The 24,733-nt window shown below is 71.1% G+C and carries 23 protein-coding genes; 9 read left to right on the forward strand and 14 right to left on the reverse strand.

Features of this window, described 5'->3' with window-relative positions:
* Positions 1-6 precede the first annotated feature (6 nt).
* A complete protein-coding gene (locus amrb99_RS20740) occupies positions 7-1,530 on the reverse strand; it encodes a long-chain-fatty-acid--CoA ligase (RefSeq protein ID WP_190858369.1) in 1,524 nt (507 codons plus the stop codon).
* Between the two features lie 240 nt (positions 1,531-1,770).
* Between amrb99_RS20740 and amrb99_RS20745 the strand changes: the two genes are divergently transcribed.
* Positions 1,771-2,040 carry a hypothetical protein gene (locus tag amrb99_RS20745; RefSeq protein ID WP_190858371.1) on the forward strand — a complete coding sequence of 90 codons (270 nt, stop codon included), beginning with the start codon at positions 1,771-1,773 and terminating at the stop codon, positions 2,038-2,040.
* A gap of 131 nt (positions 2,041-2,171) precedes the next feature.
* A complete protein-coding gene (locus tag amrb99_RS20750; protein WP_190858372.1) occupies positions 2,172-3,494 on the forward strand; it encodes a DUF2786 domain-containing protein in 1,323 nt (440 codons plus the stop codon).
* A 91-nt stretch (positions 3,495-3,585) separates the two neighbouring features.
* Here the strand turns inward: amrb99_RS20750 and amrb99_RS20755 are convergent, their stop codons facing one another.
* A complete protein-coding gene (locus amrb99_RS20755) occupies positions 3,586-3,798 on the reverse strand; it encodes a helix-turn-helix domain-containing protein (protein WP_151538805.1) in 213 nt (70 codons plus the stop codon).
* A gap of 166 nt (positions 3,799-3,964) precedes the next feature.
* The gene (locus amrb99_RS20760) at positions 3,965-4,927 is read right to left on the reverse strand and encodes a class II glutamine amidotransferase (protein ID WP_190858374.1); all 963 of its coding nucleotides are present in this window, start codon (positions 4,925-4,927) and stop codon (positions 3,965-3,967) included.
* A 370-nt stretch (positions 4,928-5,297) separates the two neighbouring features.
* Between amrb99_RS20760 and amrb99_RS20765 the strand changes: the two genes are divergently transcribed.
* Together amrb99_RS20765 and amrb99_RS20770 are read left to right on the forward strand one after the other, a co-directional pair.
* Complete coding sequence (locus amrb99_RS20765) at positions 5,298-6,242, forward strand: hypothetical protein (protein ID WP_190858376.1); 945 nt, start codon at positions 5,298-5,300, stop codon at positions 6,240-6,242.
* Between the two features lie 2,480 nt (positions 6,243-8,722).
* Positions 8,723-9,457 (forward strand): hypothetical protein, encoded by a 735-nt coding sequence (locus amrb99_RS20770; protein ID WP_190858378.1) that lies wholly within the window; start codon positions 8,723-8,725, stop codon positions 9,455-9,457.
* Positions 9,458-9,550: 93 nt separating this feature from the next.
* Here the strand turns inward: amrb99_RS20770 and amrb99_RS20775 are convergent, their stop codons facing one another.
* The 3 genes from amrb99_RS20775 to amrb99_RS20785 form a co-directional block, all read right to left on the reverse strand.
* Positions 9,551-10,336, reverse strand: a complete 786-nt coding sequence (locus amrb99_RS20775) for a hypothetical protein (RefSeq protein ID WP_190858380.1) — start codon at positions 10,334-10,336, stop codon at positions 9,551-9,553.
* A gap of 127 nt (positions 10,337-10,463) precedes the next feature.
* Entirely contained in the window at positions 10,464-11,687 is a 1,224-nt protein-coding gene (locus amrb99_RS20780; RefSeq protein WP_190858382.1) for a cytochrome P450, read from the reverse strand.
* A 234-nt stretch (positions 11,688-11,921) separates the two neighbouring features.
* Positions 11,922-13,205: a citrate synthase gene (locus amrb99_RS20785; RefSeq protein ID WP_190858390.1), complete on the reverse strand. Its 1,284-nt coding sequence runs from the start codon at positions 13,203-13,205 to the stop codon at positions 11,922-11,924.
* Between the two features lie 130 nt (positions 13,206-13,335).
* Between amrb99_RS20785 and amrb99_RS20790 the strand changes: the two genes are divergently transcribed.
* Positions 13,336-13,998: a transcriptional regulator gene (locus amrb99_RS20790; protein WP_190858394.1), complete on the forward strand. Its 663-nt coding sequence runs from the start codon at positions 13,336-13,338 to the stop codon at positions 13,996-13,998.
* Positions 13,999-14,048: 50 nt separating this feature from the next.
* On the opposite strand, the gene amrb99_RS20795 is transcribed toward amrb99_RS20790, so the two are convergent.
* On the reverse strand, positions 14,049-14,957 hold the full coding sequence (locus amrb99_RS20795) for a serine/threonine-protein kinase (RefSeq protein ID WP_190858396.1): 909 nt from the start codon (positions 14,955-14,957) through the stop codon (positions 14,049-14,051).
* 65 nt (positions 14,958-15,022) lie between these two features.
* Positions 15,023-16,087, reverse strand: coding sequence for an aldo/keto reductase (locus amrb99_RS20800; protein ID WP_241755744.1), 1,065 nt, complete (start codon positions 16,085-16,087; stop codon positions 15,023-15,025).
* Positions 16,088-16,167: 80 nt separating this feature from the next.
* On the opposite strand from amrb99_RS20800, the gene amrb99_RS20805 reads away from it, so the two are divergent.
* Together amrb99_RS20805 and amrb99_RS50130 are read left to right on the forward strand one after the other, a co-directional pair.
* Positions 16,168-17,070: a hypothetical protein gene (locus amrb99_RS20805; protein WP_241755745.1), complete on the forward strand. Its 903-nt coding sequence runs from the start codon at positions 16,168-16,170 to the stop codon at positions 17,068-17,070.
* Positions 17,071-17,136: 66 nt separating this feature from the next.
* Positions 17,137-17,790, forward strand: a complete 654-nt coding sequence (locus amrb99_RS50130) for a nucleoside triphosphate pyrophosphohydrolase (protein ID WP_206700034.1) — start codon at positions 17,137-17,139, stop codon at positions 17,788-17,790.
* A 441-nt stretch (positions 17,791-18,231) separates the two neighbouring features.
* On the opposite strand, the gene amrb99_RS20815 is transcribed toward amrb99_RS50130, so the two are convergent.
* Positions 18,232-18,468: a hypothetical protein gene (locus amrb99_RS20815; RefSeq protein ID WP_190858402.1), complete on the reverse strand. Its 237-nt coding sequence runs from the start codon at positions 18,466-18,468 to the stop codon at positions 18,232-18,234.
* A gap of 56 nt (positions 18,469-18,524) precedes the next feature.
* Entirely contained in the window at positions 18,525-19,193 is a 669-nt protein-coding gene (locus amrb99_RS20820) for a winged helix-turn-helix transcriptional regulator (protein ID WP_190858405.1), read from the reverse strand.
* A gap of 54 nt (positions 19,194-19,247) precedes the next feature.
* Here amrb99_RS20820 and amrb99_RS20825 point away from each other — a divergent pair, with 54 nt between their 5' ends.
* The gene (locus amrb99_RS20825; RefSeq protein ID WP_347256769.1) at positions 19,248-20,006 is read left to right on the forward strand and encodes an alpha/beta hydrolase; all 759 of its coding nucleotides are present in this window, start codon (positions 19,248-19,250) and stop codon (positions 20,004-20,006) included.
* 171 nt (positions 20,007-20,177) lie between these two features.
* On the opposite strand, the gene amrb99_RS20830 is transcribed toward amrb99_RS20825, so the two are convergent.
* Together amrb99_RS20830 and amrb99_RS20835 are read right to left on the reverse strand one after the other, a co-directional pair.
* A complete protein-coding gene (locus tag amrb99_RS20830; protein ID WP_190858409.1) occupies positions 20,178-20,768 on the reverse strand; it encodes a DUF4291 domain-containing protein in 591 nt (196 codons plus the stop codon).
* A gap of 35 nt (positions 20,769-20,803) precedes the next feature.
* The gene (locus amrb99_RS20835) at positions 20,804-21,844 is read right to left on the reverse strand and encodes a TetR family transcriptional regulator (protein ID WP_347256770.1); all 1,041 of its coding nucleotides are present in this window, start codon (positions 21,842-21,844) and stop codon (positions 20,804-20,806) included.
* Positions 21,845-21,934: 90 nt separating this feature from the next.
* Between amrb99_RS20835 and amrb99_RS20840 the strand changes: the two genes are divergently transcribed.
* Positions 21,935-22,843, forward strand: coding sequence for a TIGR03620 family F420-dependent LLM class oxidoreductase (locus tag amrb99_RS20840; RefSeq protein WP_190858413.1), 909 nt, complete (start codon positions 21,935-21,937; stop codon positions 22,841-22,843).
* A 38-nt stretch (positions 22,844-22,881) separates the two neighbouring features.
* Here amrb99_RS20840 and amrb99_RS20845 read toward each other — a convergent pair whose 3' ends face one another.
* Entirely contained in the window at positions 22,882-23,538 is a 657-nt protein-coding gene (locus amrb99_RS20845) for a response regulator transcription factor (protein ID WP_241755747.1), read from the reverse strand.
* Positions 23,539-23,545: 7 nt separating this feature from the next.
* Positions 23,546-24,679 carry a sensor histidine kinase gene (locus amrb99_RS52525; protein WP_206700035.1) on the reverse strand — a complete coding sequence of 378 codons (1,134 nt, stop codon included), beginning with the start codon at positions 24,677-24,679 and terminating at the stop codon, positions 23,546-23,548.
* Positions 24,680-24,733 lie beyond the last annotated feature (54 nt).

The following is a 24,733-nucleotide window of genomic DNA, read 5'->3' on the forward strand; positions in this document are numbered from 1 at the left end:
CGGTGGTCAGGCGATCGTCCGGCCGAGGCCCTCCCAGTACGGCGCCCGCAGGTCCTTCTTGAGGATCTTGCCGCTGGGGTTGCGGGGCAGCGCGTCCACGAAGTCGACCGAGCGGGGGCGCTTGAACCCCGCCAGCCGCTCGCGGGCGTAGGCGATGATCTCGTCCTCGGTGAGCACCGCGTCGGGCGCAGGGACGACGACGGCCTTGACGGTCTCGCCCCACCGCTCGTCGGGCACGCCGATGACCGCGACGTCGGCGATCCCGGGATGCGCCGCGAGGACCTCCTCGACCTCGATCGGGTACACGTTCTCCGCACCCGTGACGATCATGTCCTTGATCCGGTCGGTGAGGAACAGGTAGCCCTCGGCGTCGACGTACCCGGCGTCGCCGGTGCGCAGCCAGCCGTCCCCGGCCAGCAGCCGGGCCGTCTCCTCCGGCCGGTTCCAGTAGCCGGGGGTGTTCTGCGTGGACCGCACCAGCACCTCGCCGACCTCGCCCGGCGCGCGCTCCGCGCCCTCTCCCGGCTCGACGATCTTCACCTCGACCCAGGCGTAGGGCCGCCCGGCCGAGCGCATCAGGTGCGCGCGCGGGCCGTCCGGGTCGTGGTCCTCGGGCTCCAGCTGGACGATGGCTCCGGTCGTCTCGGTCATCCCGTACAGCTGGAACAGCGGGGCCTTGAAGGTCTCCAGCGAGCGCCGCAGCACCTCGCTCGTGATCGGCGACGCCCCGTAGGTGATCGCCCGCAGCGCCGAGTAGTCGCGGTCCGCCGCGCCCGGCACCTGGCACATGAACTGCAGGACCGCCGGGACGATGAACGCGTTGGTGATCCGCTCGCGCTCGAAGGTGTCGACCAGCGCCGCCGGGTCGATGTCGCGGACCAGCACCTGGCGGCAGCCGGCGTACAGGCCGGCCAGCGCCCAGCCGGTCCCGCCGATGTGGAACAGCGGCATCGGCACCAGGCTCACCGACGACCCGTCCAGCCGCCAGCGCCGCGCCATCCGCTCGCCGACCTCGAAGTTGGCGTTGCTGAGCTGCACGCCCTTCGGCACGCCGGTCGTGCCGGAGGTGTAGAGCTGCACGACGACGTCGCCGGGCTCGCCGACGAATCCGGGGTCGTCGGCCGGATGCCCCGCCAGCCATGCCTCGAACTCCTGGCCGGTCGGCACCGCCCGGCCGGGGAGCGTCCCGGCGAGCGCGGCGAACTCGGCGTCCACCACGGTCACCGGCGCCTGCGCGTCCGCGACGATCGCGGCGATCTCGGCGGGGGTCAGCCGCCAGTTCACCGGCGCGGCCACCGCGCCGATCTTCGCGGCGCCGAACAGCAGGTCGAAGAACTCGGGCGCGTTCTTGCCCACGTAGGCGACCCGCGACCCGGCGCCGAGCCCGGCGGCCAGGAGCGCGCGGGCGGCCCGGCTGGAGCGCTCGTCCAGCTCGGCGTAGCTGATCGTCCGGCCGTCGCCCGTGATGGCGGGGGCGTCGCCCCGGTCCCGGGCGTGGTCGCGGACGATGGACACGACGCGGTAGTCCACTCCGGCCCCTTCCGAATCAGATTCGGTTCTGCGCCTCCGACCTTACCGATCGGATTCACGAAGACGAAAGCACACACTTGCCTCACGTGGGAACATGACGCTATGCCCGTGGACGGCTCCGAATAGTGATCAATCCGAGACCTGTACTGATTGAAAGATCCATCAAATCAGCGCAAGCTGTCTCCGATGCCTGGAATGCCCCGCCCGTTCCTTCCCACCCACCGCCGACAGGACGCGACCATGTTCGAGATCTGGGAGACGAGTGAGCCGGCACGGCTCATCAGCGACGCGGGCAGCCTGAAAGTCGCGCTGGAGAAGGTCGACACCATGTGCCGGCTCCGTCATGACCAAGCGGTGGCGCACGTCGGCGACGTCGCCGAGGGCTACCACTTCGAGATCAGGGACCACGACGGCAAGGCCCTCGCACGGCTCAGCTACGTCCCGGACACCACCCGCGCCTACCAGAGCGTGGTGGTCGAGGAGATGCGCGGACAGGACCTGAGCCGGTAACCCGTACCGTCGCGGTGCACCGACGGTGAAATCTCCGTTTCGCACGGATGTCCATGCCCGGGCACCCGTCCGTGCGTGGCAGTATGCCTCGTGGTCAGGTGACGGAGCCTCGGACGACGACGGGAGTACCGGTGCGGAAGGCGTGGTGGCGGCCACGGCAGGCTGAGTCCTCTTCCGATGCGGGGCCCTGCGGCCCCGGGCCGTCCCCGCTGGACGAGGCCGAGGCGCTGACGTCCGAGGCCGTCCGCGCGCTGGCCCGGGGCGACGACGACGCGTTCGGCGTCCTCGTGGCCGCGCTGGCCGACCGGCCGGACGTGCCGGGCTGGCCCCTCGTCACCGCGCGGTGCCTCGCCACCCGGCTGGAGCGCGGCGTCGCCCTCGCCTGGGAGCGCGGCTGGCAGCCCGCTGACGTCGTCCGGTACGCGGCCCGCCGCCGCACCGCCAGGCACGCCCGCCTCGCCACCGACGCGATCGCCGCCGAGATGCGCGCGTACTCCGCCGCCACCGTCGCCGCGCAGTGGCGCGAGCAGCTCGCCCTCATCGGCGCCGAGGTCTGGTGGGAGGACGACGATGAGCACCCGGACGCCTGGTGCGAGCGCGAAGGCATCGACCGGTCCGAGTTCGTCGCCTGCGGCGCCGAACTCGTCCACCTGCTGGAATGCCTGCCGAAGCTGGCGAGCATCGGCCCGCCTCCGGGGACGCCGTTGCGGGAGACGCCCGTCCGGGACGGGTTCGAGGGCGTTGACCAGCGCATGCTCGGCAAGGTCCGCGCCCTGCTCGCGAAGGCGGAGTCGACTGAGTTCCCCGAGGAGGCCGAGGCGCTCAGCGCGCGCGCCCAGGAGCTCATAGCGCGGCACAGCATCGACCACGCGTTGCTCGCCGCCGAGACCGGCGACCTCGGAGGCCCCGCAGGGCGGCGCGTCGCGGTGGACAATCCCTACGACGCGCCCAAGGCGGTGCTCCTCACCGTGGTGGCGGACGCCAACCGCTGCCGTGCCGTCTGGCACAGGGAACTGGGTTTCTCCACAGTGCTCGGGTTCCCCGCCGATCTCGCGGCGGTGGAGATGCTCTTCACATCGCTGCTCGTGCAGGCGACGGCGGCGATGGTGCACGCCGGGCCTCGCCGCGACGCGCGCGGGCGGTCACGGACGCGGTCGTTCCGCCACGCTTTCCTCAACGCCTACGCGGCGCGCATCGGGGAGCGCCTCCGGGACGCGGCCGGTGAGGCGGCGAACCGGGCGGCCGCGGACGCCGGCGGGAAGGATCTGCTTCCCGTCCTGGCCGCGCGGGACATGGCCGTCGAGAAGGCCGTCGACGCGATGTTCCCCAACCTGGCCAAGGGCCGGGCGGGTTCGGTGTCCAACTACGAGGGCTGGGTCGCCGGCCGCGCGGCGGCCGATCTCGCCAGCCTGAACGGGCGCTCCGAGGTCTCCGGGGCGTCCCGCCGGTCCTAGCGCGCGGGGTCCCCCCGGGGGGCGAGGGGGACGTCCGGCCATGTTCTGCTCTTTCTGCTCGTGCTCGGCTGTGTCCGCTTAGGGAGCTGGGTCAGTCCTTCTTGCGCCGGGTGTTGCCGCCGCGGCCGCGCAGCGGGACGCCGGCCTCCTTAAGGACGTTGTAGATGAACCCGTACGACCGGCCCGTCTCGGCGGCCAGGTCGCGGATGCTCTCGCCGCCCGCGTAGCGGGGCGCGAGCTCGGCCGCGAGCTGCGTGCGTTCGGCACCGGTGACGCGGGTGCCCCTCGACAGCGTTCGGGTCACGGGGACCTCCTGTTCCCAGAGCTGGGCGGCGGGGCCGTCCCCGCAGCTCACAGCAGTGTTGATCTACCTAACGTACACATTCCCCCCGAATCCGCCCCTGATGCGACACTATTCCGCGCGAAATCGGCCGAAGCTGGTCTTTTCCGTGGTCAACGGCGTGTCGGAACTAGACAGACGGGCCCCGGACCGCCTTCGCCTCGGCGTTCCGCAGGATCAGCGACGCGAGCGGGCCGCGGACCGGAACCGCCTGCGCGCCGGCGCCCGCCGTCGCGCCCCGGAGCGAGGCGATCTTCACGCCCGGAACGGGCTCCTCGGCGACGGCCGTCTGCTGCGACGCGGCCTCCCGCGCCGACAGGTCGGCACGGCGCAGCGGATGCCTGGGCGGCGCGAACGGGAACAGCGAGGTCTCGGTCAACCCGTCCACGACGAGCAGCTCACCGGGCTCCAGCAGCCGCCACCCCGGCTGGTCGTCCATCGGCTCGCTGGCGATCACCACGGCCGGCACCGCCGCGCCGTCGCGTCCGCTCGACCCGCCCTTGTCCGGCGACAGCACCCAGAGCTCGTTGCTCTCCGGGTAGCGCAGCGCCCACAGCCGCCCGGCCTCGGCGATCAGCAGGTTGACGGCGAACACCGGCAGCTCGGCCCCGATCCGCCGCACCGCCTCGATGATCCCGGTCGTCGTGTCGCCGTGCCGCCGGATCTCCGCGGTCACGAGGGCGAACACCAGTTCCGAGTCGGTCTCGCCCGCGACGTGCGCGCGCTCGACGTCGCTCAACCAGGTCCGGAGCGTGTCGAGCCCCTTCACCACTCCGTTGTGGGCGAACAGGCGGTCGTTCATGACGAACGGGTGGCAGTTGTGCACGGTGAGGCCGCCGACCGACGCGTCGCGGACGTGGGAGACGAACGTGTGCGACGGGACGTTGCGGGCGTGCAGGTCGAAGTCCGCGTTCTCGAAGGCGGCCAGCGGCGCCCGGTCGCGGACGGGCTCACCGCCGAGCGAGAACCAGCCGAGACCCGCGCCGTGCGGCATCCGGTGGCTCTGCGCCCGCAGGCTGGACGGCGCGTCCAGCAGCCAGTGAGCCGCCCTGACGCGGGGCCCGCCCGTGCTCATCCCGAACAGTCGGCACATGCCGTTCGCCTTTCGATATCTAGGGTGATCCCGCGCCCCGGGTCCCCGTTCGGCGGCGCGAGAGGAAGATCATAACTGCGAGTGATGGCGATTTTACCCAACGTTGCATCGGGCGTCCGGCGATTCCGGCCAGACGATCGGGGATCCCGCTCCATCGCGGCGGTCCGGCCGGCAGGGGCCTTGTCAGGCGCACCCGGCCGCGGCACTCCACCGGATCACGATCGGGCAGCCGACGATGGCTGCCGCGAATCGATTTTACGTCGCACTGCCCATGCGTTGACCTGGTTATCCACAGAACGCTGTTCGGGTGCCGTCTGTTCCGCCGGGGCCGCAGGCTGGTCGGCGTCGCCCCCTCCAGCGAGGAGAAACCATGATCGCCTTCTCTGTCCCCGCCACCACGACCACCCGGTTCGCCGTAGCCGCCGAACACGTCCCGCACGACCTCGCCGACCTGCTCCGCGACGCGAGCGGCCCCTACGCCGCGCACATCGCCGGCCGTCTCGGATCACCCCAACTGGAGGTGGTCCGCGAGGACGTCACCTGCCTCCGCTGGGACCCGCGCGGGATCAAGGCGCCCCGCCCCGAGGATCGCCACCGCGAACGCGCGTTCCAGGACGCTCCCGAGTTCGCCGTCGTCACCGCCTGCGCCCCGATCACCGACCAGCCCCGCGCCGTCCAGGTGGCGCGCGCCGCCGCCTTCCACCTGTCCGCCGCCCTCGGCGGCGTCCCCGCCGACCTCGTCACCGGCCACGTCCTGACCCCGCCCGCCGAGGAACGGACCCGTTTCGTCCTGGCCGACCAATGGCTCGGCGACGTGCTGCCGCCTTTCCGCGCCAACGGCCGCTGCACCGGACCCGACCCCGACCGCGACCCCGAGGGCGTCAACGGCTGCGCCTGCGTCCGCCTGCGCACCCGCGGCCTGCGCCGCTTCGGCCTGCCCGAACTCCAGATCACCGACGTCGCCTGCCCGCACGACCTGGCCGCCCTGAACGTCCTGCGCACCACCGCCCGCAGCCTCCTGACGGACCACTGGTCCTGGCTGTCCACCGGCCCCGCCGACCGCACCCGCGAGATCGACGCCGACCTCCCGCTCGCCGAGTCCGACTTCAGCGCCTTCTGGGGCACCGGCCGTCGCGTCCACCTCACTCCCCCGAACCCCTTCCGGGTCCGCCTCACCCTCCTCACCCAGCGCCTCCTCGCCGTGGCCCCACCCGACGACTTCACCGGCACCGTCAACGACTGGCTCTACGGCGACACACTCCCCCTGGGCATGTACGACGTCATCCACTCCCCCGCCACCCCCCAAGCCGCCTAACCCCCCCCCCCGAGCACGCCCACCCACCCCCAGCACACGCAAGGCACGTTCGGCTGCCCCGCTCACCTTCCACGCGCGGCGACAAAGACCTGCGGCGCCGCCCCGCGCAGCGCCGCAGCTACGCCCACCCGCCGCCAAAGACAAACGCCCCCAGCACACCCACCCCCAACACCCAGACCCAAGGCACGCAACCCCGAGCACACCAACAACACCAACCCACGCACACCAAGCACGCGCGGCACCAAGCACACATGGCCCAAACCCTGGCGACACCCAGCGCATGCGGGGCTACCCACAGGCGGTAGCGCCCCACGGCGTGCCGCGCTGCCCAGGCAGCGCTGCATGCAATTCAAGACATGCGATCTCATGCTGCTGGCGATCCACTTCGGCCTCGTCAAGCACGTACGGTGCCTCGCGACATGGCAGGCAACACGCTCGGCGCCCGCACAACAGGCGCGATGCCCAGGCACACACCCGCGACACCATTAGGCACGTTGTGCTTACGCTTCCGCGCGACGCCAGAAACCGACGGCTTGCCAACCCCCACACGAGACACCCAGCAGAACGCGCACCGAGCAGCATCCTGGGCACACTCAGGCAGCATGGGGCCACCCAGCAACACGTGCGGCGCCCACGCAACGCCGTGATGCCTAGGCAGCACCCGCGATGCCCAGTAACAGGCCACGATGCCAGCGGCAGGCCGCGACGCCAGCAACACACCCACCGCCCAGGCAGCAGGCGCGACGCCCGGCAACACACGCGCCGCCCGGAAGCGCGACACCGCATGGGCGACGCTCAGCATCCTGGACGACATCATGCCTGCGCGACACCGGCACACGCAGAGACCAGCACTGACGGGGCCCGGCACATGCTGCGCCAAGCGCGCGGTGGCCGCTCGCCGCACCGACGCGCGCAGCATCACCCGAGGCGCAGCATTGCATGCGCTTCCAGGTTGCTCGGAAGACTGGCTCGGGGCCGCCGATCACGTAAGGCGCCCCTCGACAGGTCAAGCACACTCGCGCCACAAGCCCCATCCAGATTCCGCTTCCGCGCCTAGCGGCGGATGCCGCGGGGCGCTGAACCTTGCACGCGGTGGACCTTCGTTGCACCGAAGCGGGCTGCGTTACATGCGGTGCACTGCAGGCGGTCTCCAATTGCACGGAAGTACGCCGCATGTCCCGTTTAGTTTCCCAGCGCGGCACTGGAGGCTGGCGGCGCGGCCTGCCCTGGCCTCGCCACACCCAGCAATGCGCGCCGCTCGGGCTCTCGACAGCCAGCACGCAGGCCGCCAAGCGATGCGCGGTGTTCGCTCGCTTGCACTGGCAGGCACCACCCCGAGGGTGGCCCTCCATTGCCTCGAGGCCCTTGGGCGCGCTTGGACGCCGGCCGAGTTGCCCGCATGGCGTTGGAGCGTGTGGGGTGTGGCGTTGGAGCGTGGGCGAGGTGGTGAGGGCGGCTCCGGACGTTCTGGCCCGCTGTCCTTCGGCGTGCTGACCCTTCGGGTTGGGTCCCCGTTGTGTAGGGGCTGCAGGGACTTGTGCGGGCGCGGGTGGCGAGGTGTGCCTGCGTACGGTCCGATGGCGAGTCTTCCCGGAGTGCTGCTATCTCCTGGATCGCCAGGCGGGGCGACACTTGTGGGGGTTTGTCGGTATTGAAGGCGATCCGATGAGCTTGGCGGCTACATGTTCATTTATTGGTGTTTTGGGATGGATGTGTTGTGTCGAGATCGGGGGACCTTACTTTCCGGTTCGCATGGGTGAACCTTCGCGTTGGTCAAGTGTGGCTGCCCTCAGGGCGCCCGATGACGACGGTTATATTCAGACAATTAAGGATGTGCAGCGCATTTCGCCGGAGTGGTGACCGGATGATCGGTGGGTCGAGTGCGAGCAATGGTCAACGCTCCGTAGCCGGATTGACTACGATCGGCATTCCGACGGTGACCAACGCGATCCCCCGGGGCGAAGATGACCCGTTTCCTGGCAGATCCCAGGATGACAGACATATTCGGCGAGATCGTCCGCTGTACCTGCGGGCTGCTCGGCTGTACCGCGGTGGCGGGCGTGATCTCCTTCAGCGCGGCGCCCGCCGATGCGGCGTCCGGACCTCGGCCGGAGCCGCGAAGATCTCTGCCGGCCCCCTGCCGGCAGAGCCTCGACCGTGACTGGTACACCTCGCAACTGTGCAGGGCGGCTTGGCTGGCGATGTTCGACGGCTCACGGAGGAGGGCGCCGGGCCTCGGGGGCGACGCGGCCCGCAGGCGGGGACGGCCCGAGAAGGAACCGAAGGCCGGGCGTCGGCGGCCCGCGCCGCCGAAACCGCTCGACAAGCCGGATCCCCGTCCCGCATCGCAGGCTCCGGACGGCGTTCCTCAGGCGCCGGTTCCGACACCGGTCCCGACGGTGACTCAGTGGGGCGGAGGAGGCGGCCAGGCCCCCGTGCGCCTGCGAGAACAGGCCGACGATGAGCCGCGGGTGCGTCCGATGCAACCGGTTCTTCTGCTCGGCCTCCTCCTCCCGGCTGCCGTCGCGATCTGCTACCCGTTCCGGCACCGGATCCTCGCGGCGGCGACCGCGGGAATGCCGGTGCTCTCCGCGTCCACCGGCGGATCCGACTCGCGGCCCCTACCGTTCACCTACCGGCCCTCCCTCGACCCGTTCGCGGTGCCCGCGCTGGCGCTCGCGGGAAGCGGTGCGGTCGACAGCGCGCGGGTGTTCGCCCTGTCCGCGCTCGACGAGCACGGAGACAGTTCTCTGGTGGTGATCCCGCGGCCCGATGCCGGCAGGCTGTTCGGGCTCGCCGAGGACGAACTGCTCGACGAGAACGCCCCGGGTCTGTTCATCCCGGGCAACCTCGATGCCGCGCTGGCCTATCTGGAGACCGAACTCGCGATCCGGCGGACCACCGGGACGGCCGCCACCCGGCGGCTTCTCCTGGTGGCCGACTGCGCGGAGGAGGCGGGTCGGATCGCCGCGCTCATCGACCGCCACCCGGGCGAGCTGTCCGCCTTGCTTCTCGGTCCATGGCCGGGCGCTCAGGCCGTCGTGGACGGCGACGGCCTGGTCGACGCTCCCTCCGCGCTGGCGGCCCATCTCCCCCAGCGCCTCCCGGCGATGTCCCGGACCGAAGCCCGCGACCGGCTCCACGCCGCGATCGCCCGCCAGAGCGATGAGGGGAGGCGTCCACCGGGGCGGCGCCACAACTCGCGGCGGACGTGACCTCCCGCCGGTCACCGGACAGGCGAGGCGCCGATCTTGCGCCGCCGTCGAAGGCTGCGAGACCGCCGATCCACGTTTCACATCGAGAGGGCCTCACAGCGCCTCTCGTTCGTACCTGGCGCTCTCGGCCCTGGTCCCGACCAGGTTGCGGATCGCGCGCCCCAGGACGGCGGGGTCCGGGGGCTGGTCGGCATCGCGGTCGAGGTAGGCGGTGCAGCGCAGCATCCATCCGCGCACGACGTCCTCGATGTCGGTCTCGGCCCGTCTCGCCCTGGCCAGGGCCCGCCGGAGTTTCTCCTCACGGACCTCCGCCGCGAGCGTCTCGTCGGCGGCGAGAGCGTGAATGTCGGCGAGCGCGTAGCGGCCGAAGCGGTCGGTTTCCAGGTTCCGCTCGCCGGCGATCCGGTCGAAGGTCTTCCGTGGCCAGCCGAGGATCGTCACCGCCCCACCGGGGTCGACGCTGTCGAACAGCGGCCCCTTCCGGGCGGAGACGACCTCGCGGACCGCGGCGGGATCGAGGGCGTCGAGGTCGCGCAGGAGGTAGAGCGGATGTCCGCGGAAGCTGCTGACGACATCGAGGCCGTCCCGGGCCACCAGCACCTCGACGTCGCGGCGTTCGACGTCGAGGCCCGTGCGCACGGCCAGCCGCGCGGCGGCGCGGATCGCTCCGACCGGAGGGTCCTCGCCGAACCGTGCGACCACCTGGCCGGACCGGTTCGCGCATTCGTCGACGAGCCGGGCCGACCACCGTTCGCCTTCGAGGTCGGGTTCGGGGAGCAGGCCGTGCTCCCGGCCGAGGCGCAGCTGCCATCGGGTCAGTCCGAGCCGAGCGGCGAGCTGGTTCGGTCCGAGGTCTCGGCCTGTGGTCTGTGCGGGCATGGTCGCGCCTTCCGTGTTCGGGATGTGACGCGGAACAGCCTCGCCCACGGTGGCCCGCCGCAATAGTGGAACGCCATTCTGTGGACAAGCCGAAGAAACTCGTGGCTAATGTCCTGGTTCGCGACCTTCAGAAGGCGCAGGGAAGGGATTTGATCCCGTTGATGAAGCTCGTGCGCTGCCGTACGGGGGCGGAGGTGGCGTGCAGGTCGGGAAGGCGCGTGTAGAGCTCCCGCAGCAGCACCGTGACCTCGCGGCGGGCGAGATGGGCGCCGAGACAGAAATGCGGCCCAGGCGCCCCGAATCCGACGTGGGGATTCGGCGAGCGCGTGATGTCGAACGCGTGCGGGTCGTGGAACACGGCGTCGTCGCGGTTGGCCGAGTTGTAGTACAGCACCACCCTTTCGCCGGCCTTGTACAGGTAGCCGCACAGCTCGTAGTCCTGCGAAAGCGTGCGCCGCATCCACGTCACCGGTGTCGCATAGCGAACGACCTCCTCCACCGCTCCGGGAAGGCGGCCCTCCACGTCGGCGACGAGCAGCGCGCGCTGCTCCGGATGCTCGGTGAGGAGGGCGAGCGCATGCGACAGCGCGTTGCGGGTCGTCTCGTTCCCCGCGACGACCAGGAGAGTGAAGAAGCGGGCCAGTTCCACGGTCGTGAGCGACTCCCCGTCCACGTTCGCGTGGGTCAGCGCAGTGACGAGGTCGTCCGCCGGCTCTTCGCTGCGCAGCCGCCCCAGTTCGCCCATGAGCTCGTGCAAGTGGGCGAACTTGTCGCGCAGCGTCGTGATGCGGTCCTCGCCGGCCGGGCCGACATAGTCGGGGTCGCCGATCGCCAGGATCATGTTGGTGGCGTCGATGACCCCGCCGTACTCCGAGTCGGGGATGCCCATCATGGAGCAGATGATCCGCAGGGGCATCGGCATCGCGACGTGCTCGACGAAGTCGCAGGGGCCGCGCTCGGCGAGTTCGTCGACGATCCGGCGGGCGAGGACGGTGACGTCCCCGGCGAACCGCTCGACCATGCGCGGGGTGAACGAGCGGGAGACGATCCGGCGGAGCCGCGCGTGCCGGGGGTCGTCCATGCTGATCATCGAGCCGGAGTACTCGGCGATCGCCTCCGGCGGGTCGACGAGGCTGACCGCCGTGGGTTGCGAGCTGAACACCTCGGGACGGCGGCTGGCCTCGGCGACCTGCTCGTACCGGGTCAGGGCGTAGAAGCCGGGTTCGTCCTGCAAGGGGCAGTAGACGGGATCCTTCGCGGATCTCAGGCCGGCGAACACCTCGTCGCGTTCGGCCTGGGACGCCGCCCAGAAGTCCAGGCTGGACAGTCGCGTCTCGACAAGGGAGGGCATCGACCGGGCCGCCTTCCGCCGGGGAATCGCCGTCCACAGGCTAACGCGGAGGTCTCCGGAATGCGATCAGTCGAACGCCCTGCGCTACAGGGAAGGAAGGGACGTGTATCGGAAGCGCGCGCGGGCGGGCTGCGAGCCCGCCCGCTGCGCACTATGTCGTCACTTGGGACGATGCAGCCGACTGGCGGGGAGCGAAGACTCCCCCTCGCGGGCCGGTGATGTGACCGAGGCCGGTCAGCGCGCGGACGGGTCCACGTAGTGGCGCTCGCCCGGTCCCACGTACACCTGCCGGGGACGGCCGATCTTCGTCGTGGTGTCGTTCATCATCTCGCGCCACTGGGCGATCCAGCCGGGGAGCCGGCCGAGCGCGAACAGCACGGTGAAGGCGTTCGTGGGGAAGCCCATCGCCTTGTAGATGACGCCGGTGTAGAAGTCCACGTTCGGGTAGAGCTTCCGCTCGACGAAGTAGTCGTCGCTGAGGGCGACCTCCTCGAGGCGCATGGCGAGGTCGAGGAGCGGGTCGGACTTGCCGAGCGCCCCGAGCACCTTGCTGGTGGCCTTCTTCACGACCGCGGCGCGCGGGTCGTAGTTGCGGTACACGCGGTGCCCGAAGCCCATGAGCTTGACGCCGGGCTCCTTCTTCTTGACCCGCTCCACGAACGACTCGATGTTGTCGCCGTTCTCGTGGATGCGCTCCAGCATCTCCAGGACGGCCTGGTTGGCGCCGCCGTGGAGCGGCCCGAACAGGGCGTCGACGCCTGCGGAGACGGACGAGAACAGGTTGGCCTGGCTGGAGCCCACCAGCCGCACCGTGGAGGTGGAGCAGTTCTGCTCGTGGTCGGCGTGCAGGACGAAGAGCATGTCTAGCACCCGCACGATCTCGGGGTCGATCTCGTACGGCTCCGTGGGCAGCCCGAACGTCATGCGGAGGAAGTTCTCCACGTACCCGAGCGAGTTGTCGGGGTACAGCAGCGGCTGCCCGTTGGAGGTCTTGTACGCGTAGGCCGCGATGGTGGGGAGCTTGGCGATGAGCCGGATGCTGGACTGGTCGACCTGCTCGGGGTCGAACGGGTCCAGGCTGTCCTGGTAGAAGGTCGACAGCGCGCTGACCGCCGACGACAGGACCGCCATCGGGTGGGCGCGGCGCGGGAAGGCGGAGAAGAAGGCGCGGAACTTCTCGTCGAGCAGCGTGTGCTTGCGGACGCTGTCGGTGAACTCGTCCAGCTGGTCGGTGGTCGGCAGCTCACCGTAGATCAGCAGGTAGGCCACCTCGAGGAAGGACGATTTCTCCGCCAGCTCCTCAATGGGATAACCCCGGTAGCGGAGGATGCCCGCCTCACCGTCGATATAGGTGATCGCCGATGTGGTGGACGCGGTGTTGGTGAAACCGGGGTCGAGTGTGACGTGCCCCGTCTCCTTCATGAGGCTTCCCACCCGCAGGCCCGAAGGGCCCTCCGTCGACTCCGTTACCTCGAGGGGCATCCGGCCGCCCGCGTGGTTGAGTTCGAAATCCGACATATGCGCTCGCTCCCAACTCCGTCCACACCTGCGTAGACGTTCCAGTTCTTCATCGTATCGAGGTGATCATATGGCCTGATCGGCGGCCATCTCGTTGACGCCGCGACCGTGCGGATGTTGCGCTGAGTACATGACCGACAACAGTGCCGCGGGGCTGGTCGCCCGAGCGCGCGCGGACATCGCGGCGAAGGCGGCCGGCAACCGCTTCCTGGACCTGCTCGAAACAGGCGACCTGCCCCGGGAACGCCTGGTCCGGCTGGCCGCCGAGGAGTATCGGATCGTCGGTAGCGATCAGCGCAGCTTCGCGCTGCTGGCGGCGCGTTTCCCGGTACCGCCGGCGGGTGGGTTGTTCCTTGGGCTGGCGCAGGGCGAGGCGGAGGCGCTCCGGCTGCTCGGTCGTTTCGCCACCGCCCTCGGCGAAAGTGAGAAGAATCTCAGAGCCCATGAGCCTCTTCCGCTCGCGCAAGCGTATCCCGCCTACGTTGCGCAGCGCGCCGCCTTCGGCACGTCCACGGAAGTGGCCTTGGCCATGCTGGCCAACCTGGAGGAGTGGGGCGCCTACTGCGCCCGTACGGCCACGGCGCTTCGCGAGCGCTATGGATTCGATGAGGAGGCCGTGGGGTTCTTCTCGTTCTTCGCCGAGTCGCCGCCGGGCTTCGAGGAGCAGGCGCTCGAAGTGATGGCCGCAGGATTGGCCTCCGGTGACGACCCCGTGGAGGCATCCCGCGCGGCCCGCCTCCTGCACGCGTACGAGACCGCCTTCTGGGATGCGCTGGTGGACGATCTGCCCTGACCGGCCTTCTATATCGCGGGCATGACGCCGCTCAAGGCGCGGCCGGGGAGTCATGCCTGCTCGGGTGGTTCGACCAGGGTGGGCTGCTCCGCGGTCACTTCGATCAACGTCCGTTCCTGAACGTCGATGAGGTCCCCTATGCCGTCCGTCAGTTCGTCCTCTCCGTAGACGGCGTCGAGGAGCGTGGACAGTGCGGTGAGGACCTGCTCGGGTGAGGGCCGTTCCTCCGGGTCCTTGACCAGGCAGCGTGTCACGAGCCCGCGCATGGGGTCGGGCAGGCGGTCGAGGTCGGGACGGCCGTACACGATGCGTCCCCGCACCTTGTGGCCGGTGCCGAACGGCGCGGAACCGGTCGCCGCGTAGACGAGCGTGGCGCCGAGCGAGAACACGTCGCTCTTGGAGGTGACGGGCTCGCCGAGCGCCTGTTCGGGCGACATGTAGGCGGGCGTGCCCAGGATCTCCGAACGCGCCAGCGGCAGTGCGTCCAGCGGCCGGGCGATGCCGAAGTCGATGACGCGCGGACCGTCCGACGCCAGCAGGACGTTCGAGGGTTTCAGGTCCCGGTGGACGATCCCCGCACGGTGGATCGCGATCAGCGCCTCCCCCAGGCCGGCTCCCAGTCTGCATGCCGCCTGCTCAGGTAGCGGTCCCTTCTCCCGGACGACATCGGCCAGGCTCACACCGCGGATGTACTGCGTCGCGAGCCACGGCCTCTCCGCGTCGGGGTCCGCGTCGACGACGGCCGCGGTGTAGAAGCCGCTGACCGCCTGGGCGGAGACGACCTCGCGGCGGAACCTCGCCCGCCAGCGCGGATCGCCCAGCAGCTCCTCTCTGATGACCTTCACGGCGACGAGCCGCCGGCTCGGTGAGGTGCCGAGGAAGACCTCGCCCATCCCGCCCGAGCCGAGCCGTGCGACCACACGGTAGGGGCCGATCATCCGGGGTGCTTCAGGCTGCATGGGCGATGAATCCGATCATGGTGGGCGCGGCTTCATCGTGCCACGGGCGGCCCCCTTCCAGCCGGTCAGTCCCAGGGCAGCTCGCTCCGTTCCCGCCAGTAGCGATCCGGCGCGATGCTCAGGCGGGCCAGCACGTCCGCCTCCTGCTCACTCAGGGACACCCGCGTCGCCGCCAGGTTGGTCTCCAACTGGCCTGGGCTGACGGCTCCGATCAGGACGGTGTCCGCCCAAGGGCGGCTCAGCGCGGCGGCCAAGGCCAGCGCGTCGGCGGTGGCCTCCTTCTCGGACGCCATGGCGGCCAACGCGCTCGGCGGCCGTACGGCGAGGCGGCCGTTCGCGAGCACCTCCTTGAGCAGGACGTGCAGACCGGCCGTATGAGCCTCTTCTAGCGCCGCTTCGGCGGACGTCTCCAGGAGATTCCAGGTCGATTGCACGGTGCTGAACAGCCGCTTGCCGGAGACCTCGAGCTCCAAGGCACGGCGGATGGTGTCGGCCTGTCCAGGACCGGAGGTCGAGAACCCGACCCGAACGCCCTGGGCGGCCGCTTCGGCCAAGGTCTCCTGAAGCCCCGCGTCGTCGAAGAGCGGGCTCTCCTGCGTGAGCGAATGGACCTGATAGACCGAAAGGCGGTCCCCTAGAAGCGCGCGCGTCTCCGCGTACTGGGCACGATAACGATCGGCGCTGTGCTCCTTGACCTCGTGCACGGGGGCGTCGATCCTCCAGTCCCCCACGTACGTGTAGCCCCACTTACTGGAGATGGTCAGATCGTCCGGCATACGGGCGGCTAGCCATTCCCCTAGGAACTCCTCAGCGCGCCCGTACGACCGCGCGGTGTCCACCCACCTGATCCCTGCCGCGTACGCACTGTCCAGAAGGCTCCAGGTAGCGTGGCGCATCTGCTCGACACCACGGTCCTCGGGCAACTCTTGCGTCCTGCCCACGTTGATATAGGCCGGACGACCCACCGCCGCCAAGCCGATCCCCAGACGTCCTGTCGCATTCATGCTTTCAGCCTCCCACGCCAGGGCGAGACGTGCGGCGGCGGCCGCGATGAGCGCCTCGAAGGGCCTGATCGTCGGACATTTCTCCAGCTTTCGGCGGCAAATGGCGGCCCTTATCCACAGAACCATGTTCAGGTCCCGTTTCGGCCGCGTCCCCCCGAGGCTTGACGACGTCACGAGAACCCGTCAGGGCCCGAAGGGGGCTTCCTTTGTCCATCACCATCACCGTTCCCGAGGAGACCATCACCCGGTTCGTCGTCGCCGCCGACCGGACTCCCGACGACGTTGCCACCGCACTCCGGCAAGGCCTGCCGGGCAGACTCGGCGCCGCGACGCTCCAACGGCTCGGCACGCCCGCCCTGATGGTCGCCGCGCACAAGGCCGAGGTGTCGCCGTGGGATCTGCGGTCGGTGGCGAGCACCGATCCGGAGGATGCCGAACGAGCCCGCCGCAGCGACTGGCACGTCGGAGTGACCTCGGTACTGCAGGTCGCCGATCTCCCGGTCGGCCCGCACATCAGCCGCACCGCGGCCGAGGTGCTGGCCGAATCGCTGGGCGGCGTCCCCGTCGACGTCGACATGAACCAGGCCGTGCACCCGCTGCCCGTCCCCCGCCAGGAGCAGTTCGTGCTCGCGGACGACTGGACCGGCGCCGTGCTCCCGCCCTACCGGAACGCCGGCCGGTGCACGGCCGACGAGGACGAGATCGACGGCTGCTCCTGCGTGGCGATCACCACTCGGGGCCTGCGCCGCTTCGGTCTCCCCGAACTGGAGATCACCGGCGTGGCCTGCCCCCATGACCTCGCCGCGCTGAACGTCCTCCGGACGACCGCCCAAAGGCTGCTGCCCCTCGGCAGGCACCGAGGCGAACACGTCCTCCATTCGGAACTCGTGCTGACGAGCGCCGATTTCTCGGCGTTCTGGGGCAGCCGGGAGCAGGTCTGGGATGACGGCCCGATTCCCGTGCGTCTCGTGCAGACCGGGCCTCGTCGTCTCTCGATCCAGGCACCGGAGGACTTCCCGGGCTCTCTCAACGAGTGGCTCTGGGACGAATTGCCGCCCGTTCTCCATCACTATCTGAGCTGTGAGCCGGACAACGCCGATCCGGATTGAGCGGCCGGGCGCCGTCACCGCCGGGCCGCCCGCACGGCCGCAGCACGCCGGTTAACGTCGTTCGGCATGCGGAACCAACAGGAGCCGGGCTCCCTGGAGAAGGTCCTCGCGGACATCGCCGCGGAACGTGCCGCGCAGGACCGGACGTGGGGCGTCCAGGAGTTTCCGGACGGCAGCGGCCCGGCGTTCGCCGGAGAGGCCGACAAAGCCAAGGACGACTGCGCCGACGCATGGTCGCGCGGCGAGCTGACATGGCGGCACGTGCTCGCCGAAGAGTTCCACGAGGCGCTCGCCGAAACCGAACCCGCGCCGCTGCGGAACGAACTGGTGCAGACGGCCGCCGTGGCCGTGAAATGGATCCAGTCGCTGGACCGCCGGAACGGTGCGACCGAGCATCGTCCCAAGGAGGGCGGCGGGCGCACCGAGAAGCTGGTCCGCGACCGCATCCCCGACCTCGTTCGGAGCACCGGCCGGCGACCGGAGACCCGGGTCGCCGCCCCCGGGGAGTACGCGTCGCTCCTGCGCGCCAAGCTCTACGAGGAGGCCGGCGAGTACGTGGCGAGCGGCGATCCCGCAGAACTCGCCGATCTCCTGGAGGTCGTCCACGCGCTAGCCGCGCTCCACGGCATGAGTCCCGCCGACCTGGAGGCGAGCCGCTCCGCGAAGCACACCGAAAGAGGGGGCTTCTCCGGGCGCATCGTGCTGCGGCTACAACCGTAGCCGCGACCTCCGCCGCCGCGGGCTGCCGCAATGACCCAGCGCAGGACGGCGCGATGGCCGTGGTAGGTACTGGCGTAGTCGCCTTGGCACGTACTGGCGCGAGGCTCTCTGCACAGGCCGACGCAAAGGCCCGACGCGGAGGCGCAATGGCCTTGGCACGAGCTGACGCGGTGGCCCCGGCTCGGACTGACGCGCTGACCCTGGCGCAGGCCAGCGCAATGGCCTTGGCGAAGGCTGGCGCGATGGCCGCGGCGCGGAGGCGCAAGGGTCTTGGCGCGGGCCGGCGCGAGGACCCCGGCTCGGGCTGACGCGATGGCTCTGGTACGTACTGGCGCGCTGGCCTTGGCGTGGGCTCGCGATGGCCCGGGCGCGGGCTGGCGCCTCGGCCCGGCGTGGGGTGGCGTGGGGCGGGCTGGTGCGCTGGTCCGGTGAGGGAGGGGTTCAGGGCCAGATTCGGCGGAGGGTCCAGGGACCGGCGCCGCCGCCGGCGGGTCCGACCACCTCGGCGATCGCCGGACCGTCCGGCGTCGTGACCTGGAGCCGGTAGAAACGGGCCTCGCCGGGTTCCTGCCACTGCTCCAGCACCCGGCGCACCTGGAAGCAGCCGCGCGCACCGGTGATCTGGAAAGGATGGCCCGCCGGGGTGGTCTCCGCGGAGACGGGTTCGTCGATCAGCACGAGACCAGACCCTAGCCCGAACATGTGTTCGAGCAAAGCCGGGCCGACCGTCCGTGTCACTGCGAAGTGTCTGCGGGGGCGGCGGGTTGCGGCCCAGAGAAGCAAGCCAGGAAACGAGCGGCCAGGTCGGGGGCTCCCTGGAGGAAGGGAGAGTTCGCAGGCAGGGAGGACCGGCCGAACACGAGGGACCTCAGAGTGGCGACGTCGGTGTCGAAGGTGGCGTCCGCGCGGACGGGTTCGTCCGCCCGGGCTACGTGGAGGTGGCCGGAGCGGATCTCGGCCACGAACAGATGGTCGTCGAAGCGGAGCGCGACGCGAACGTCCAGCCCCTGGGCCGCAGTCGGGTCGAAGGTCGTTCTGAGGGCGAGCATCATCGCATCGACGCTCATCTCGGTGTCGTGGGCACCGAGAGGGCTCTTGCGGCCCCACTCCGCGAGGGCGAGCAGGACCGGTTCGAGTTCGCGGCCGCGCGGGGTCAGTTCGTAGACCCGCGTGCTGGCGGGCGGGCCCAGGGTGCGGCGGTGAACGATCCCGCCCTCCTCCAAGTCGCGCAGCCGCTGAGAGAGGACGTTCTGGCTCATGCCCGGGAGGCCCCGGCTCAGTGCCGCGAACCGCTTAGGACCGAACAGGAGTTCGCGGACGACGAGCAGCGCCCACCGCTCCCCTACGGCATCCAGCGCCCGGGCGATGCCGCACGGATCGTCATACCGCCTTCGTCCCGTCATGCCGGAATGGTAGGTGAAGCTCCTAATTCAGGAGTCCGCACTGCTGATTTGTCAGTGGCCGCCGATAGCGTCGGCCAGGGCGGCCACGAGAAGAGGAGCACGAGAATGGCAACGTACGTCCTCGTTCCGGGGGCGGGTGGAGGCGCCTGGTACTGGCACCTCCTCGTCCCCGAACTCCAGGCCCGCGGGCATGAGGCGATCGCCGTCGACCTGCCCGCGGCCGATGAATCGGCCGGGCTCACGGAGTACGCGGACACCGTGGTCGAGGCGATCGGCGATCGCACCGGGATCATCCTGGTAGCCCAGTCGATGGGCGGCCTCACCGCACCGCTCGTGTGCACGCGCGTACCGGTGGCGCTGCTCGTCCTGCTCAACGCGATGGTCCCTGCGCCGGGCGAGACCGGAGGTGAATGGTGGACCAACACCCGTCAGGCGGAGGCCATGGCCGAACAGGCGGCTCGTGAGGGGCGGCCGATGCCGGCCGAGTTCGACCCGGAGGTCACCTTCTTCCACGACGTCCCACCAGAGGTGACCAGCGAAATGTTGGCTCGAGGCGAGCAGCCGCAGTCGCAGAAACCCTTCGAGGAGCCCTGGCCCCTGGACTCGTGGCCGGACACGCCGACCGTGTTCCTCCAGGGCCGGGACGACCGGCTCTTCCCCCTGCCCTTCCAGCGCAGGGTCGTGCGCGAGCGCCTGAACATCCCGGTCGACGAGCTGCCGGGCGGTCACCTCGTCGCGCTCAGCCGACCCAAAGAGCTCGCCGACCGGCTGGAGGAGCACCGGATCCGGAACATCGGCTCGAAGGTTTCGTAACACTGCCACCGGACCCGCCGAGCCCGTCGAGCCTGCCGAAAGCGACCGAGCCGGCGCACCCAGTGATAGCGGCCCGATCGGTCCGGGAGGCGGCCCCGGCCGCTTGGGCGGGCTGGTGCGGCCGATGGAGGGTGGGGATGCCGGCTTGGCGGTGGGTGGAACGGGTGGTGGTCAGTCGGCGCCGATGTTGTGGGCGAGGGCGGGAGGGAGGGGATAGAGGCGTTCCTTGGGCAGCAGGGCCTTGGCCTGCGCGGTCCGGCCGGCCTGGAGGAGTCCGTGAATCTTGCGGACCAGCGGCGTCCGGTCATCGATGGCGAGGATCCAGTCGTCGACGTAGCGGTCCACGATATGGCGGCTCAGGCCGACCTGGATGCTCCGCACTTCCCGCTTGCTGCCGTTGATCGAGCGCTCGGGGTCCCACTGGACGTGGACGTGCGCGTGCGCGAAGCGGCGGCGCCATTCGTCGGAACTGCGGAAGACACGGCGGTCCGGGTCGGTCGGGACGGCTTGGGCGAGGGCCTCCTCCCAGCCCGCGCGGGTGATCCGGACGGCGAGGACGGTCTCCTGGCCGGGCTTGCGGGCCCAGTTGCTGCGGGCCATCAGCCACAGGAACGACGGCTTGATCCAGGTCATCCGGGTGCGCGAGAACGGAGGGACGAAGGTGCCGTGCCGCGCCGCCGGGCCGCCGATGTCCGGGCCGTATGCCTGGTAGACGGTGATCGACTCGCGGTCATGGACGGCGCGGATCTCACGTGTGCGCATGGTGCCGCCACGGTGCCGCAGGGCGCGCGTCCGGTTCAACCGGATTTCGCGGCCGCGGACCTGCGGCGGTGGGCCTTCTGCCGGCAGGCGGCGCCGCAGAACCGCGCCGGGCGGCCGGTACGTGCGGCCGCCAGCGGGGTACCGCAGACCTCGCAACGGCTTTCGTTACGTGACATCGTCGGACTTTCGTCACGAAGTTTCGTTACGGCGGCGGGGCGGAGCGCGTCGCAGGCGAGTGCGGTCATGCGGCCGGGCGGCCCGTCGGCGCGCCGCATCCGCTCGGTGACCACGCACCCGGCCATCAGGGCTCGCACATCGCGCAGGTCGATGTCGGCGCGCACGTCACCGGCCGCTTGGGCCCGCTGGAGCAGCGCGCCGAGGGCCGCGTTGAACTCCTCCTCGACGCCGGCCGCGAACGCCTTGATGCCTTCCTCCAGCGCCAGCGCCTCGCAGATGGCGTGGTTGAACATCGCGCGCTCGACGACCCACATCAGGAATCCGTAGAACCGCTCGCCCGGATCGTCCGCGTCGGCCAGTGACCTCGCCTCCTCGATGATGCTCTCGAAGCGCTCGGTGATGACGGCCGTGAACAGGGCCTCCTTGGTCGGGAAGTTGCGGTAGACCGTTCCGGCGCCGACGCCGGCGCGGCGGGCGATGTCGTCGAGCGGGACGAGCCGCCCTTCGGCCGCGAACGCCTCCAGGGCGGCCTCGAGGATCCGGGTCCGGTTCCGGCGCGCGTCCGCGCGGCGCGGCTCGGCCGCGGTACGGCGGCGCGACACCGCCTCAGCGCGGCGGCGCGACTCGGTCTCGGCGCTAGGGGCCGGCTCGGTCTCGGCGCTAGGGGGCGGCTTGGTCTCGGCGCTAGGGGGCAGCTTGGCCGCCTCCGCGTGGCGCGACTCCACTTCAGTGCGGCCGCGCGGCTCAGTCTCGGCGCTAGGGGGCGGCTCGGTCTCGGCGCTAGGGGGCGGCTTGGCCGCGGCCGCGCCGCGCGGCTCTGCCTCGGTGCCGCGGCGCGGCTCGGCCTTGGTGCGGCTGCGCTGCGCGGGCTTGGCGCGGCGGGGCGGATCGTCGGGCACGGGCGGCTCGTCCTTTGACAAACGGGGCGATCGTTCCGGTAATGTCCTAAGCGGGTTGACAGTTCCGATTGTACGGCCGAAGGAGACGGCATGGGCGAGGACGCGGTGCGCGAGGCGAGGCGGAGGCTGGGGCGGATCGGGGCGGCGCTGGTGACACCGCTCGCGCCGGCGGACGAGTGGCGGCGGGCGGCCCGCCGGGTGGAGGACGCCGGCTACGGATCGATCTGGGTGAACGAGGCGATCGGCGGCCGGGAGGTGTTCACGCAGCTCGGCGTGATGCTCGCGGCCACCGAGCGGGTCGTGCTCGGGTCGGCGATCGCGAACCTGTGGGCGCGGCATCCGGCGACGATGCAGGGGGCCGCGTCGGTGCTGGCCGACGCCTACCCCGGACGGCTCGCGCTCGGCATCGGCGTCAGCATTGGCGCGGTCGTCGAGCGGAGCGGCCAGACGTGGAGCAGCCCGATCGCCCGCATGCGCGATTACCTCGACGGGATGGACGCCGCCGTGCCGGAGGCACCGGCACCGGAGGTCCCCTTCCCTCGGCTGCTCGCGGCGCTGGGGCCGAAGATGCAGGGACTGGCCGCCGAACGCGCGGACGGGATGCTGCCCGCGATGATGCCCGCCGAGCACACGCGCCGCGCGCGGGAACTGCTCGGCCCGGACAAGCTGCTGATCGCCATGCAGCCGGTGATCCTCGAGACCGATCCGGAGAAGGCGCGCGGCATCGCCCGCCAGGCCGGAGCGTTCTCGCTCCCGGGGTCCCCTTACATCGGGGCGCTCAAGAAGCTCGGCTTCTCGGACGCGGACCTCGCCGACGGCGGCTCCGACGAGCTCATCGACGCCTGCTTCATCTGGGGGGACGAAGCCGCGGTGGCCAAGGACGTCAGTGCCTATCTGGAGGCGGGGGCCGACCATGTGTGCGTGACGGTGTTCCAGCCGGACCTCGCCTCGTCCGCCGACCAGTTCGAGCGCCTGGCCCCGTACCTGTTGAACGACTGACCCCGCGGCCCGCGTCCGGGCGGAGCGCCGGTGAGCCGTCAGCGGGGGCGGACCAGGCCGGTCTCGTAGGCGGCGATCACCAGCTGGGCCCGGTCGCGGGCCTGGAGTTTGGCCAGGAGACGGCCGATGTGGGTCTTCACCGTCGCGGGGCTGAGGTGCAGGTGCTCGGCGAGTTCGGTGTTGGACAGGCCGCGGGCGATGAGGGCGAGGACCTCGCGCTCGCGGTCGGTCAAGGCGCCGAGGCCGGCGGGCGGCGGGCCCGCGGGGGCGGGCCGGCGGACGAACTCGGCGATCAGCCGGCGGGTGACGGTCGGGGCGAGCAGCGACTCGCCGGAGGCCACCACGCGGATCGCCGACAGCAGGTCGGCGGGCGGGGTGTCCTTCAGCAGGAAGCCGCTGGCGCCGGCCCGCAGCGCCGCGTAGACGTAGGAGTCCAGGTCGAACGTCGTGAGGATGAGGACGCGGACGTCCGGCAGGTCGCGGCTGATGCGCCGGGTCGCCTCGATGCCGTCCATCTCGGGCATCCGGACGTCCATGAGGACGACGTCGGGCCGCTCGCGCTCGGCGAGTTCGACGGCCTCCGCGCCTGTGCCGGCCTCGCCGACGGCGCGCAGCCCCGGCGCGGTGTCGATCAGGACGCGGAAGCTGCCGCGTACCAGGGTCTGGTCGTCGGCGACGAGGACGCGCAGTTCCAACGCACTCCTAGGCTTCGTAGGGGAAGGCGGCGGCGACGGCGAAGCCGCCTTCCGGGCGGGGGCCGGCGGTGAAGTCGCCGCCGTACATCATGACGCGCTCGCGCATCCCGATGAGACCGTGGCCTGGGGCGCCGGGAAGGACGCGGACGCCGGGGCCGTCGTCGTCCACCTCGATGCGGACGCGTCCGCCGCCGGCCTCGACCAGGACCCGGCAGCGGGCGGGCGCGGCGTGCTTGACGACGTTGGTGACGGCCTCCTGGACGATCCGGTAGGCCGCGAGCGCCACGCTCTCCGGCAGGTCGCCCGCGCGGACGTCGAGGTCGACGTGGACCCCGGCCATGGCGGCGCGTTCGGCCAGCCCCGGCAGGGAGCCGAGGCCGGGTGAGGGGGCGAGGCCGGGCTCGTCGGCGCGCAGGACGCCGAGGAGGTGGCGCATCTCGCCGAGCGTGCCGCGGCTGGTGGACTCGATGACGCGCAGCGCGTCGAGGGCCTCCTGCGGCCGGGCCTCGGCGACGTGGACGGCGACGCCGGCCTTGACGGCGATGAGGCTCATGCTGTGCGCGACGATGTCGTGCAGTTCGCGGGCGATGCGGAGGCGTTCCTCGCCGACGGCGGTCTCCGCGAGGCGGCGGGCGGCCTGGGCGGTGTAGGCGCGGCGGTCGCGGACGGCGCGGCCGAGGGCCCAGGACGCGCCGAGGACGGCGATGCCGAGCAGCACGCGGCCGAGTTGCTCGGCCTGCCAGTTCTTCGGCCCGATGAGGGCGCCGCCGAAGATGACGATCGCGCTCAGCACGCCGATCGCCCGTGTCGGGACGAAGCGCACGCGGGGCAGTTCCAGCGCGAGCGGGTAGAGCGCGTACGCCGCCCCGATGTAGAAGTCCCATGGCAGGTCGAGGACTAGGGCCAGGGTGGACGCGGCGAGGACGGCGCCGAAGACCGGGACGGGCCGGATCCGCCGGGCGCCGAGCGGCAGTCCCATCGCGGCGGCGACGGGCACGGCGAGCAGCGCCGACGTCTCGTGCCCGCCGGAGAACAGCAGCAGGAACAGCGTGTAGAGGACCGCGACCGCGATGTCCAGGCGGATCGGTCGCCGCGGGCCGGTCCGCCGGGCGTGCGGGGAGGCCGGCTCGGATTCGTGCACGTCACGACGGTAGCCGGACGGTGCGGCCGGGCGCGTCGTGCCGGCGGACGTCAG

Source organism: Actinomadura sp. RB99 (assembly GCF_014706005.1).
GTDB lineage: Bacteria > Actinomycetota > Actinomycetes > Streptosporangiales > Streptosporangiaceae > Spirillospora.

Excerpts from the sequence above, each read along its gene's own strand:
- amrb99_RS20795 (WP_190858396.1), bottom strand. The coding sequence starts at position 14,957 with ATGCAGCCTGAAGCACCCCGGATGATCGGCCCCTACCGTGTGGTCGCA.
- amrb99_RS20820 (WP_190858405.1), bottom strand. The coding sequence starts at position 19,193 with ATGACGGGACGAAGGCGGTATGACGATCCGTGCGGCATCGCCCGGGCG.
- amrb99_RS20800 (WP_241755744.1), bottom strand. The coding sequence starts at position 16,087 with ATGGTTCTGTGGATAAGGGCCGCCATTTGCCGCCGAAAGCTGGAGAAA.
- amrb99_RS20775 (WP_190858380.1), bottom strand. The coding sequence starts at position 10,336 with ATGCCCGCACAGACCACAGGCCGAGACCTCGGACCGAACCAGCTCGCC.
- amrb99_RS20760 (WP_190858374.1), bottom strand. The coding sequence starts at position 4,927 with ATGTGCCGACTGTTCGGGATGAGCACGGGCGGGCCCCGCGTCAGGGCG.
- amrb99_RS20840 (WP_190858413.1), top strand. The coding sequence starts at position 21,935 with ATGGGCGAGGACGCGGTGCGCGAGGCGAGGCGGAGGCTGGGGCGGATC.
- amrb99_RS20780 (WP_190858382.1), bottom strand. The coding sequence starts at position 11,687 with ATGCCCTCCCTTGTCGAGACGCGACTGTCCAGCCTGGACTTCTGGGCG.
- amrb99_RS20785 (WP_190858390.1), bottom strand. The coding sequence starts at position 13,205 with ATGTCGGATTTCGAACTCAACCACGCGGGCGGCCGGATGCCCCTCGAG.
- amrb99_RS20745 (WP_190858371.1), top strand. The coding sequence starts at position 1,771 with ATGTTCGAGATCTGGGAGACGAGTGAGCCGGCACGGCTCATCAGCGAC.
- amrb99_RS20765 (WP_190858376.1), top strand. The coding sequence starts at position 5,298 with ATGATCGCCTTCTCTGTCCCCGCCACCACGACCACCCGGTTCGCCGTA.
- amrb99_RS50130 (WP_206700034.1), top strand. The coding sequence starts at position 17,137 with ATGCGGAACCAACAGGAGCCGGGCTCCCTGGAGAAGGTCCTCGCGGAC.
- amrb99_RS20830 (WP_190858409.1), bottom strand. The coding sequence starts at position 20,768 with ATGCGCACACGTGAGATCCGCGCCGTCCATGACCGCGAGTCGATCACC.
- amrb99_RS20770 (WP_190858378.1), top strand. The coding sequence starts at position 8,723 with ATGCAACCGGTTCTTCTGCTCGGCCTCCTCCTCCCGGCTGCCGTCGCG.
- amrb99_RS20790 (WP_190858394.1), top strand. The coding sequence starts at position 13,336 with ATGACCGACAACAGTGCCGCGGGGCTGGTCGCCCGAGCGCGCGCGGAC.